Raw genomic sequence first — 13,273 nt, 5'->3', positions numbered from 1 at the left:
CCAAGGTTTGAAACCACTTGGAGGGTTGATAGTTTTAGATAAAGAGCGTAATCAAATAAATCATCATTATGGCCGTAAACGACATAATGAACGTGCCCAGGCTGTGTGACTGATTCCCTTGTTTAATAGTCATGCCTGAGAGCTGCGTCATGGCCCAGAAGAAGCTGTCGTTGGCGTGAGAGATGGCGATGGCCCCAGCACCGGTAGCTAGCACAGCAAACACCCGCATTTGCTCAGTATCAAGACCAAGCGTACCCAATAACGGCGCAATGATGGAAGCTGTGGTGATCATGGCCACGGTAGAAGACCCCTGCGCCGTTTTCAAAGAAAAGGCGATAAGGAAGGGTAGGAAAATCCCCCAGCTGGCTCCACTCAACCCTGTGCTTACAAGGTCGGCAATGCCTGAGTTCTGCAGCATCTTTCCAAACACACCTCCGGCACCTGTTATCAATATCACCGGAGCAGCAATCTTCAACGCCTCACCAATCCAGCCAGTCGAGGACAAGACCTGCTTGTCAAACTTCTCCGGCAGCGCAAAAGACAAGAAAGCTCCAAGCAGAAGTGCAATCACAGGACTTCCTATAAATAAGATAACTGTGATAACTGCACCTTCACCCAGCGGTTTGGTAGGGTAATTGGCTATGGAGGCCAATACAATTAGCAATAACGGAATAACAATCGGCAGAAATGACTTGATAGCCGACGGGTGCTTACCAATTTTCTCCTCGGTTTCGCTGGCTGCAAAAACAGGCTCCAATGGAATCTTCACAACAAACTTCTTCACAAAGAAGTAGCTCGGAATCAACGTGGTAAGGCTGATGATCAGTCCCCAGAAAATGACCATGCCTAAATCAGCATTTAGAATGCCGGCTGTAGCAATTGGACCAGGTGTGGGTGGCACCAACGAATGGCTCGCTGTTGCACCTAACGTAAGGGCGACAGTTGTGGCGGCGTATGGCACCTTTCCTTTAAAGGAGAGCGACTTACTTATTGGGTTCATCATGATGAACGTGCTGTCTCCAAAAACTGGGATCGACAGAATATAGCCGCAAATCATCATGGCCAGCATGACCGACTTTTCTCCAATCCAGGAGAGTATCTTTTGAGCTATCACCAGGGCCCCGCCCGTCTTCTCCAGAAAGGTGCCGATCATTACTCCTAGCAGGATCAATAAACCAATGCTCCCGAGCACTCCTCCAAAACCATCGGTGATGGATTTCAGGATGAGGTCGGGCGACATACCAGACAGTAAACCGTAGCCAATGGCACCAACAAAAAGCGCAAGAAAGGGGTGGATGTCAAACTTTGTGATGGCAATCAGTATGAAAGCCAGCGCCACCAGAATAATCAGTAGTGTAAGCATGTGTAGGTATAGGGTATGTGTTTTGTTAACAACAAAATCTCAAAATACCCTTTCCCACCGTACTACGCAAGCCGCCCCTCAAATCACAAGCCTTTCTTCTGTGTTAGCTTACTTATGAACAAGTAAAGAAAACCACAAAGCAACCATGCAGGAAGTGTCAAGAAGCTAAGAAACACTCCTTTTTGAACAGATATAAAATAGAACAAGCCGACACTAAATACCCATGCAACAAATACGGCAACATTGAACCCAATACCCGATTTTTCAGCATAGAATGTTTGTATGTCCCAATTTTTAGCAAAAAAGTGTTCAAACACGATGATTGCTCCTACCGGTGCCAGTATAAATCCGTAAACTGCCACAAAGTCCAGCAGCTTCATGGCAAATGCAGGAAACAGGCCGGCAATTGTTGCCAGTGCGCCTGCCAGGATAGTCACCCAGAAGGTTGACACTTTCGGCATGATCGCCTGAAATGCCAGTCCGGCTCTGTAGATGGTGGGGTTAGCTGTCGTCCAGCCAGCAAGAATAACCACGATGACGCCAAAAACACCAAGTGCATTGTAGGCCAAGGGCCCGGGCGCTACCGACGGCGCCTCGCCACTAGCCAAAATGGCCTGTGTTTCAGGTGCTCTCAAATACACCGCATAAAGCAAGCAAGCAGCAATCCATGCCATGTAGTGACCCACGTACATTCCTGCCGCAGTAGTCCAGCCTGAGCTTGCCTTTTTCGCAAACCTGAAAACTGTAAGATCTGACATGCCAATGTGCACTGCAGCATTGCAAAACCATGACCAGATGGCTACGTGCCAGAAAGTATACTTGATTTGGCCGGGGAATGGCTCAGTGCCTTCTCCCCAAATATTCCAAAAGTCTGAAAAAGAATTTACACCAAGCTGGTTGGCAGCCACAATGCCCGCTGCCACAAAACCCAGCACAATCACCGGCGACATCCAGTTGGCCGCTTTGGATACTGTGTTATAGCCCTTGGCAGCAATCAAAGAAATAACGACACCCAGACCTACCACGATTACCACCCACGTGATTCCGTTCGGCATCGTGTCAGTAAGTTTGGGCATGTCCATATCGAAAGGAATACCTACAGCGGTGGCCGACACAGTAATCATGGAGCCGGCCAGGAAGCAGAACAGAATACCGTTGGCCAGGTTGTAGACAATGACCAGATTTCTTCCACTTATTTTCTCCAAATGGAAATAAAGCGTGGTGCGGTATTTCACCGCCAGCTCGGCAGTGAGATAACGCCAGCTCATCACCGCCATGAAGTTGCCCAGCAGTAGGCCTATGAGCAGATCAAAAGCGCTAACCCCAGCTGTAAGAAACAAAGGGCCGATGACAAACTCTGTGCCTGCGGCATGCTCCCCGGCATACATTCCCAGGAAGCTTGTCCATCCCTTCTGTGCCGATGCAGGTACTGGCTCTCTTTCGTATTCCTCAGAAGCTGCAGCCGGCGTCGCCTTTGATTGATTCGTCATAATGTAGGTAGGTGTGTTCTAAAACTTTTGAAGCTAGAAGATAGAGAATTTGGAAGCATCCTGCACTATCCTGACGGGCAGTCGGCAAGTATTTACTTTCAATGCTTAAAAAACATTTTTACCTAACAGAATGTAATACCGCAGAAACTTGATGAGCCACCCTGAAAATGTCACCATTTGTAAAAAAACCGTTTTGTGAAATGCAAAAACGCCATTTTTACGATCCTATCTTTTATCTTGGGAAGTTTTTATACATAATTTCGGTTTATTGTGTTGATGAAACATATTAAGCTAAGTTCAATCGTCTCATACCCATAAAAATTACGTTCGATGAAACACCCTTTGTCTATCATAAAAAGCCTTTTCCTGGTGGCTTTTTTATCGCTGACTGTCCTTTCCTGCTCAAAAAAATCAGGGCCTGCGAAAGTTTTAGTCTTCAGTAAAACCGCCGGCTGGCACCACACGTCCATTCCTTTTGGCATAGCAGCCATCCAAAAACTGGGTATTGAAAATGGTTTTGAGGTGGACACTACCACCAATGCGGATTACTTCAACGAGGACTCACTGAAGAACTATTCAGCTGTTGTTTTCCTCAGCACCACTGGTGACGTGCTCAATCACTACCAGCAAGCTGATTTTGAAAGATATATCCAGGCCGGCGGAGGATACATGGGTATCCATGCCGCTGCCGACACTGAATACGACTGGCCATGGTACGGCAGATTGGTGGGCGGCTACTTCCTCGATCACCCAGGCATCAATGACAAAAGCCCCAATGTGCAGGAAGGTGTACTCAACATCGTCGACAAGTCGCACCCAAGCACGAGTTTCTTGCCTGAAAAGTGGACAAAAACGGATGAATTCTATAGCTATAGAAACCTGAACCCCAACACTCATGTGGTGATGACCATTGACGAGGATAGCTACGAAGGCGGTGCAAAAATTGGCAACCACCCTATGGCCTGGTACCACGACTATGACGGAGGCCGTGCCTACTACACAGCCCTTGGCCATACAGATGAGTCCTACACAGAAGAACTCTACCTTAAGCATATACTGGCTGGCATACGATATGCCATTGGCGACAACAGCGAACTTGACTACTCAAAAGCGACCAGCCTGAGAGCACCCGAGGAAAACAGGTTCACAAAAACAATGCTTGCTGAAGGTGGTGTTTTTTACGAACCTACTGAAATGACCATTCTCCCTAACTTTGACATTCTAATTGCGCAGAGAAGGGGTGAAATACTGCTCTACAAAAACAGTACAGGAAAGGTTACTGAGGCGGCTAAGCTTGACGTTTATCATCAGAGTGGCGTGAAGGGAGTAAATGCTGAAGAAGGCGTGTTGGGCATTCAGAAAGATCCCAATTTTGCTACAAACAATAATGTGTTCATTTTCTACAGTCCGAAAGACACATCGGTCAACAGGCTGTCTCGTTTCAAATTTGTCGACGATAAAATTGACGTGGCTTCTGAAAAAGTAGTTTTACAGTTTTACTCTCAAAGAGGCATTTGCTGCCACACCGGCGGCTCAATTGCCTTCGACAAAGACGGGTTACTCTATGTTTCGGCTGGTGACAACTCTACACCCTTTAATGAACCAGGTGGTAAATATGTAAACAATGGTTTTGGCCCGCTCGACGACAGACCAGGGCATGAGCAATATGATGCAAGAAGAAGCTCAGGCAATGCCGATGACCTGCGTGGAAAAATTATGCGTATTCGGGTGAACGAAGATGGCTCTTATGAAATACCTGAAGGCAATCTTTACCCTGTAGGCACTGAAGGTACCCGGCCGGAAATTTATGTGCAGGGCAACAGAAACCCTTACAGAATATCGGTCGATCAAAAAACCGGCTTCCTCTATTGGGGCGAAGTAGGACCTGACGCTGCCAACGACAGCATGGAAGTGCGGGGCACACGTGGTTATGACGAGCTCAACCAGGCCCGCAAGGCCGGAAACTTTGGCTGGCCAATGTTTGTAGGTAAAAACTACCCGTACAGGGAATATGACTATGCCACAGGAAAATCGGGTGAATTGTTTGACCCCGAGCATCCGGTGAACAACTCAAGAAACAATACCGGCATCAAAGAATTGCCCCCGGTAGCACCACCATTTATCTGGTATCCATATGCTGCTTCAAAGGAGTTCCCACAGGTAGCCACCGGTGGAAGAAACGCAATGGCCGGGCCCGTCTATTATACTGACATGTTCCCTGCCGCTACGAGATACCCTGACTACTACAATGGCAAACTTTTCATCTACGACTGGATCCGTGGTTGGATCAAAGCTGTGACCATGTACCCTAATGGCGACTATGAGAAAATGGAGCCTTTCATGGAGCATACCAAATTCAATTCACTCATTGATATGGAAGTAGGGCCCGACGGAAAATTTTACTTGCTTGAATATGGCAACGGCTGGTTCGCAAAAAATGCTGATGCTGCACTTTCCAGAGTGGACTTTAACGGCGGCAATAGAGCGCCTTCGGTAGAGCAAATAGCCGTTAATAAGAGCTCCGGCACACTGCCGCTGGAAGTAACTGTAACTGCAAAAGCCAGCGACCCTGAAAGAGACAAGCTTTCCTATACGTGGGATTTTGGCAATGGAGAAACGAAGCAGACAACGGTTCCTGAAGTTACTTATACTTACTCAAAAATTGGCGACTATGCCATCACGGTAGAGGCGAGTGACCCGGCAAAGCTGACGGCGAAGAGCAATTCAATTTCGGTATATGCTGGCAATGCTGCCCCTGACGTAACAATTAGTGTGAAGGGCAACAAGTCATTCTATTTCCCTGGAAAAAATGTGGAGTATGCAGTAAGCGTGAGCGACAGTGACGACTCTTCAGAACCAGATATGGCAAGCCTGTTTGTTTCGGCAGATTACATCGAAAGCACCGACCAGGCAGAGGCCACACAAGGCCACCAGGTAATTTCCGAGAACATGATAGGAAAGAACATGATGAACTCCCTGGACTGTAAGGCCTGTCACAAAGAGGCTGAAAAATCGATTGGCCCAGCCTACATGGATGTGGCGAAGAGATACAAGGACGATCCGGATGCCATTAGCAAACTGGCTCAAAAAGTCATGAACGGTGGCTCAGGCGTATGGGGTGAAACTGCCATGGCAGCTCATCCCGGCCTTTCAGAAAGTGATGCGAAAACCATCGTTTCATGGGTGCTTTCTCTTGCCGATGGTGGCAAGACAGCCAAGTCACTTCCTGCAACCGGATCGCTGAAACCTACGCTGGACAAAAAGCCAATGGACAATGGGTCATTGATCATTAGGGCCAGTTATACCGACAAGGGTGGTGCCAACATCAAACCCCTGGTTGGTTCATCTACATTGAGACTGAGAAGCAGTAAATTGGATTTAACAAAAGCGAGTAAGCTTGACGGCTACACAACCATGTCATTCAATGGTATGAACCTGCTTCTATTGCCTAATGCAGCAGGTTCTTTCAGCCTTAGCAAGATAGACCTGACCGATGTTGCCGGCGCCGACTTCATGACTGGCAGCCAGCAACCGATGGCCAAAGGCTATACGTTCGAAGTTCGCCTTGATGCAGTTGACGGTAAAAAAATTGGCGAAGCATCGTCAACATCAGGAACCTCATCTGCGGCTGGAATGAACGCCAGCATGTTCACGATCAACTTCGAACCAGTAACGGACGGAAAGCTTCATGACTTGTATATCATAAGCAAGCCAAACGACGGAGAGGACGTAACTGGTGCAGTGGTTGGCATAACTTTAACCTCCAAATAGTTATTAGTCATTTATCACTACGCATTAAAAGTCCCACTTTTCCTAGTGGGACTTTTTTTATGCTTACGGGGTAACACTTGAGTACTCCCCCATAACTTGCCGGTTTGATTAAAATTATCTACCTTTCACTGTATGTACACCAACTATTGCGATTGATTTTCATGAAAATCTCAGTAGTTGGCGAATACAACTGGTAATATTTATAAACGGACTGGCTGGAATATTAATTCGTTTTTGTTCACCAAAATCTCACAGTCGTTGAACCTCTGATTCTTTTCTGATTACTAACACGAAGAAGCTGCAATAAAAGGCTTCAGACTGTTTATGTATGAGCAGATTTCTGCACAGGTAGAATTCGGGGAAGAGACATTGTGCTAGGTGTAAAGTGATGACTGAATGTTCCGCTATAAGATACTTTTGACCTCGGCATTCTTTTTGGAATGCCTGATTGCACATGCCCAGTTTGGCCAAATCGAGCTGCACGGAAACGACGCTGTCTTCGATCCAAATGGTGACGGCTATGTCTCGGCCACTACTGCTGGCTTCGATGCAAACGCTGGTTACACGCCTGACCAGTTTGAGTTTGCTATGTTTGGTTTGCCCAAAGTTGGAGATGGTGACGTGATTGGTGATGCGGCGGGCCCTTCCTGCAGCAACACCGATTTGACTCCAGATTCGCAAGGCTACTCGGCTTACGCAATTCTCAAGGACGGCAACCTTATTTTTCGGTTTAGGGTAGCAAACAACAAGCAAAATGTTCCGGGTTATTCCGTGCTGATCGATACAGACGGGCTTCTCGGCCCCTCTGATCCGGATTATGTGGCGGGTTCGAGAAACCCTGGTTTTGAAATAGACATTACACTAATAAGAGGCCCATCTGCTAATGCTCACGGCGTAAGGGTGTACAATATTGACGGAGGCAACAACAATTGCTCCGCTGTGTTGTCTTACCCAATTGGCACCTATCACCAAAGGGCCATCGGCGATATTGTTAGTTGTAATCAATATTCTTATTTCTACGATTTTTACGTCCCTTTCGCTGACCTGACTACTCAGTTTGGCATTACCACTGCCACAGAAATCAGGTTTATTGCACTAACAAACAACAACGCTACCTGCGCCATGAGTGGCAACATTTCGGATATCGGCGGAGTGAATGATGATGACTATGCGTCGCTATTTGATGCGATGACAGCATTGTCAGAGAACCAATGCCCTACCAACCTTGGCAACCTTTCCGAAGGTGGAGGAGGCTTTTTGGAAGGAGTAACAGAAAAGCCTGCTTTTGATACCCCAATCAGGGAAGGAGATGACTTTATCACAGGCACTGCCGAGCCAACCGCCACAGTAACCATCAAGCTCTATCAGGATGCTTCTGCCAACACTCCTCTTGACACCAAAACTGCCATTGCTGATGCCGAAGGACTATGGTCTATCACATTTGACGATCCGTTGGTAGGAGGCATGTTACTTTCTGCCGTCGCCCAGCTGCCAGGCACTTGTGGCTCCAATACCAACAACACCGATCCTGACAATGAAGTAGTGTTGGTAGAAGTGGTGGTTGTACCCAATTACCCTCCTGTTTTGACGGCCAGCCTCACTGGTGCCAGTTTCACAGAAGGAGATGCAGCCCTAATCATCGATCCGGCCATGGCGGTATCGTATCCTCCTGAAGCCGACTACCCTGTCGGAACCACCGTCATGGTTGACGCCCAGGTAACTATCAGCGGTAATTACGTGAGCGGAGAAGATGTTCTTCAGTTTACAAACCTCCCCGAAATTACCGGGGTTTTCGATGGGGGCAGCGGTGTCTTAACGCTTACCTCATCCGAAAAGGTAACGCTTGACAATTATGCTGCAGCCTTACGAAGCATTAAATACTTTAACGGCAGTCAAAACCCTTCTTCGGCCACAAGAACAGTACAATTCGTGATCGACGATGGTTATCCTGGTGGTGTGAGCAACACAGTTCAAGTTGACATTGCACTGGTGCCGGTAAATGATGCCCCGGTCACAGGAGGCAACAATCCAAATACCATCACCTATCCATCCGGGGGTGGGACTATCCAGGCAAACCAGTCCGTCACAGTTTCTGATGTTGACAATACCACGTTTGAAAAAGCAGAAATAAGGATCATCAACGTATTAGACGGCGCTTTCGAAGAACTCCAGTTCACTGACATCAACGGCATCATCAACGCAACCAGTTTCTCCGGCGGAATTTTGACAATTGAGGGAACCGCCTCAATAACGGCCTATCAAACCGCACTTCGGGAGGTTGTCTACGTCAACACAGCTGCTGTAGTAACCCAAGTCGCCCGACAGCTTTCCTTCAGGGTCTTCGACGGCCTTGCCTGGAGCAATACCTATTCAAACAGCTATATCAATTTCGATGGATACAACAACCCGCCGGTAGTTTTGGACGAAGACGGCAACTCCGTAACTGAGCTATTTTTTGAATTTGATGAAGACTCAGCGATAGAGATTTGCCTGGACATACAGGATCCTGAGTCCGATTTAGTTGTAATCAATTCTAATACTCTTCCTGTCAATGGCCTGGGGGTAGTGACTAATCACCCATCAAATTCCCTTTGCCTGATTTACACCCCAAATGACAATGTAAATGGCACAGATCAATTTACAGTAAATGTATGCGACCAACCGACCCCGGGTATTGATGGTCAATGCATTGATATTACAATTCACATTACTATCAATCCTGTCAACGACCCACCGGTGGTTGTGGAGAAAACGGTAGATGTAAATGAAAAGGAAACCACCAGCATTTCATTCAACGTAACCGACCTGGAGTCTGATCCTCTCACTTTCACCTCCGCCACTTCCGCCAATGCCACAAGCACTATTACAGGCAATTTTTCTTTTGACTATACCCCAAACAGCGGCTTCCTTGGCAACGATGAGGTAACTGTGAAAGTGAGCGATTCGGGGGATGCAACTTTGTTTGACGAAGGCATTATCACCATCAACGTGTTGGATGTGCCTGAAGAGCCCGTTATCCTCGGTGATGATGGGGTGGCTGGAGAAGACCTTAACGTTACAACAAACAAAAATCAATATGTGGACTTTTGCTTCACCTCCAAAGATCCCGATGCCGGTGATATCATTTCGTTTGCAAGCGCTTCACAACTCACAACGGACGCTTCAACGGTTGAATACCTCTCTGGCTTTTCGGGGTCGCCTTCAGCAAACAGAACATTTTGCTTCAGGTTCACCCCCGAAACCGGCTTTGTTGGTCAATCAGAATGGACTTTGACAATCTGTGATGATAGCGATCCAGTCACTCCAAAGTGTGGTGAGATCAAAGTCATTGTCACTGTGAATCCATTCAATTATCCACCGGAGATCTTGATCAATGGCAGTACTGACCTTAAGGTAGAAGTGCCGGAAAAAACAACCTCCTCTATTTGCGTAGAGGTTGATGACCCGGAAGGTGACGATCACTATGTTACCAGTGGGTTGTCGGTGGGAAGCATCGGCACAATCGGCCTTGGAACGGCTCAGAGCTTATGTTTCGACTATACCCCTCCTACCGATTTCATTGGCGAAGACGAGGTAGAGGTAATAGTGTGCGACATACTCGACAATTCGGTATGTACAACGGCTTACATTACAGTAATTGTGGTTGATGTCAATGAACCCCCAGTTCCCGAGGTCAATTCGTTGCCTGTGGAGACACTAAACCTGACAACCCCGGAAGATGTACCTTTGCTGCTGTGCTTCGACGCTACCGACCCTGAAGGTGATAACATTTCTGTACAATCCGTGTCAAATACTTCAGGAGGAGGCACACTGGTGGCAGCCGAGGGTGAGGGTTTCTGCTTCACATTTTCACCAGCCGTCAATTTTTCCGGCACCTCAACATGGGACATCGAAATTTGTGACGATGCGTCCCCATCGCTTTGTGGCACACTTCAGGCAATTATAGAGGTAACACCTGTCAACGACCCGGCTGTGCTCGTAACCCAGGAATTTGAGGTTAACGAGAAAGTGACCACTCAAATATGCATTGAGGTAACCGATGTGGAAGGAAATACAAATTACCTGACTGGCGCAACCTCCACCGGCGCTATCGGAACAATTGCTAATGGGGCATTGGATGACTTGTGCTTCGACTACACGCCGCCAGAGGGCTTTATTGGTGAAGATGAAATCGAGGTAACCATCTGCGACGAATCGGATAACTCCGTTTGCCTGGTGGCCCCTATAAAAATCACCGTTGTGGATGTCAACGAGCCGCCCGTTGAGCTGGTCAATGGCGTTCCGGCAGACACTTTGTTCATCAGCACTCCCAAAAACATCCCCGTGGACTTCTGCTTTGAAGTAGTCGACCCGGAAGGCAACAATGTGGCGCTTCAAAGCATTACCAACAAAGAGGGCGAGGGTTCTCTCGTAGCTAATAACGCCGGTGCTTTCTGCTTCACTTTCTCTCCTGTGACCGAATTCATCGGCCGTTCGGTATGGGATGTCGTGATTTGCGATGACGGGGTGCCTTCTTTATGTGGCAGCCTCATAGCTATTATCGACGTTACCCCCGAAAACACCCCCCCAACTGTGATAAGCAAAACAGTAGATGTGCCAGAAAATGTGACGACACCAATTTGCATTGAAGTAATTGATGAAGAAGGCAATACGCATGTATTTACTTCAGGCAGTTCGGTAAGCTCAATCGGGTCGGTGAACAACGGAGTTGCGAATGATCTTTGCTTTGACTACACCCCGCCTCAGGACTTTATCGGCGAAGATATTGTGGAAGTCACTATTTGTGACACGGCCGATGCTTCGATTTGTGGCACTGGGCTGATTACAATAAATGTTATAGAAATTAACAATCCTCCTGTGGGTTTGGTTAATGGCGCTCCTGCCGACACGTTAAGGGTGTCCACACTGGAGGACATAGCAGTCAACTTTTGTTTCGAGGCCCTGGATCCGGACGGAGATCAGATTTCCCTCAATCGGCTCGACAACATCAGCGGCGGTGGTGCGCTGACCAGGTCTGGCGCTGCTCTGTTCTGTTTTGACTACATGCCCTCAGCAGACTATAACGGCACGGCCTATTGGGAGGTGGAAATGTGTGACGATGGAAACCCGGTTCTGTGCACAAAGCTAGTCATTGAAATAACAATTGCGCCAGTAAACGACGTCCCCCTGGCCAACAGAGACACGCTAAGGGTACTGCGAAATCAAGACTTCTCTATCAACATTCTGGAGAACGATATTGACGTGGAGGGTGATGATATTCTCCTGAGCACAACTCCTGTAGTAGAGCCGGGCAACGGAAGCCTGACTATGTTCCAGGATGGTTCAGTATCATACCGATCAAACTCAACATTTATGGGTATTGATTCGCTTGTTTATCAAATCAGTGATACGGCCGAGCCAAACAACTTTAGCCAGGGTGTAGCAGTGTTTATCGTTGAAGATCTCCCCTTCACTGTGTATGAAGCTGTTTCTCCCAACGGAGACGGCATTAACGACTATTGGCGGATTGAGGGGATTGATTTCTACATCAACAATCAGGTCAGGATATTCGACCGATTCAACAACATAGTTTTCGAAACAACCAGTTACGACAATAACGAACGGGTATGGACGGGGCAATCGAACAAAGGGCTTGGAAGCGGCAAGCTCGCCGACGGCACCTATTTCTACGTGATCTCCCTTGGCCAGTCCGGTAAAACTTACAGTGGATTTGTAGTTCTGAAGAATAATTGATTGAGAAAAGTCATCTATATACTCGGTTCCCTGCTGTGGTCATTTGGATCATTGCAAGCGCAGCAGGCGGCCTCCTATGCGCAATATATGTTCAATGGATTGGCCATTAACCCTGCTTATGCAGGCAGCCATGAAGTGCTTAGCGCCACGGTCATTTCCCGGTTTCAAAATGTTGGGCTGGAAGGCGCCCCCAATACCCAGACTTTTTCAGGGCACGCTCCGTTGTTTAACAAAAACGTCGCTCTGGGAGCGCTCTTCATTCACGATAAATTTGGTGTAATCAGTCAAACGGGCGCACACCTTGCTTACGCTTACAGGATAAAGTTCGGCGACAGAAAATACCTGTCTATGGGCGCCCAGGCTGGGCTGATTTCCTACAGAGCCAATTACAGCCAGCTAAATCAGTTCCAATCATCTGATCCGGTATTTCAGGAAGACATCAGGCAAATGCGCCCCAATTTTGGACTAGGAGCATTTTTTACAGATGAGAAGTATTATATAGGTCTCTCAATGCCACACCTTGTCAACAACGTCTTTGACAGGGGCACAGACTTAAAGACTGTGTACCAAAATTTTCCTATCATTTTAACGGGAGGTTATATGCTAACACTTACCAACCAGATAAAATTTAAACCCAATTTGTTGTTTAAAATGTTAGATCAAAGACCAATTGAGCTTGATGTGAATGCCAACTTTTTGTTCGACGAAATCCTTTGGGCGGGACTTTCTTATAAAATAGGCAGTGCATTGAATCTCATCGTGCAGGTGCAGGTGACCGACCAGCTAAGTGTTGGCTATTCTTACGCTATCACCACTAGTCCAATCAGATCAGTGGAGCTGGGATCTCATGAAATGTTACTCAATTATCGATTTAAGTATAGAAAATATGGCGTAATCACGCCACGATACTTCTAAC

5 protein-coding genes are annotated in these 13,273 nt (G+C 47.3%); 3 read left to right on the top strand and 2 right to left on the bottom strand.

Annotated elements, in window-relative coordinates; translation table 11 throughout:
- Positions 1–34: 34 nt before the first annotated feature.
- Positions 35–1,363, bottom strand: a complete 1,329-nt coding sequence (locus ACMVP2_RS15020) for a GntP family permease (RefSeq protein WP_416864104.1) — start codon at positions 1,361–1,363, stop codon at positions 35–37.
- 83 nt (positions 1,364–1,446) lie between these two features.
- Positions 1,447–2,853, bottom strand: a complete 1,407-nt coding sequence (locus tag ACMVP2_RS15015) for a purine-cytosine permease family protein (RefSeq protein ID WP_416864103.1) — start codon at positions 2,851–2,853, stop codon at positions 1,447–1,449.
- A 330-nt stretch (positions 2,854–3,183) separates the two neighbouring features.
- On the opposite strand from ACMVP2_RS15015, the gene ACMVP2_RS15010 reads away from it, so the two are divergent.
- The 3 genes from ACMVP2_RS15010 to ACMVP2_RS15000 all read left to right on the top strand — a co-directional run bounded on the left by ACMVP2_RS15010 (position 3,184) and on the right by ACMVP2_RS15000 (position 13,272).
- Entirely contained in the window at positions 3,184–6,624 is a 3,441-nt protein-coding gene (locus ACMVP2_RS15010) for a ThuA domain-containing protein (RefSeq protein ID WP_416864102.1), read from the top strand.
- A gap of 396 nt (positions 6,625–7,020) precedes the next feature.
- The gene (locus ACMVP2_RS15005) at positions 7,021–12,357 is read left to right on the top strand and encodes a tandem-95 repeat protein (protein ID WP_416864101.1); all 5,337 of its coding nucleotides are present in this window, start codon (positions 7,021–7,023) and stop codon (positions 12,355–12,357) included.
- On the top strand, positions 12,358–13,272 hold the full coding sequence (locus tag ACMVP2_RS15000) for a type IX secretion system membrane protein PorP/SprF (protein WP_416864100.1): 915 nt from the start codon (positions 12,358–12,360) through the stop codon (positions 13,270–13,272).
- Position 13,273: the final 1 nt, after the last annotated feature.

This window comes from Imperialibacter sp. (assembly GCF_048007035.1).
Lineage (GTDB): Bacteria > Bacteroidota > Bacteroidia > Cytophagales > Cyclobacteriaceae > Imperialibacter.
The sequence above is the reverse complement of the archived record's forward strand: the minus strand, read 5'-3'. Positions and strand labels throughout refer to the sequence as shown.

Excerpts from the sequence above, each read along its gene's own strand:
- ACMVP2_RS15020 (WP_416864104.1), bottom strand. The coding sequence starts at position 1,363 with ATGCTTACACTACTGATTATTCTGGTGGCGCTGGCTTTCATACTGATT.
- ACMVP2_RS15015 (WP_416864103.1), bottom strand. The coding sequence starts at position 2,853 with ATGACGAATCAATCAAAGGCGACGCCGGCTGCAGCTTCTGAGGAATAC.
- ACMVP2_RS15010 (WP_416864102.1), top strand. The coding sequence starts at position 3,184 with ATGAAACACCCTTTGTCTATCATAAAAAGCCTTTTCCTGGTGGCTTTT.
- ACMVP2_RS15005 (WP_416864101.1), top strand. The coding sequence starts at position 7,021 with ATGTTCCGCTATAAGATACTTTTGACCTCGGCATTCTTTTTGGAATGC.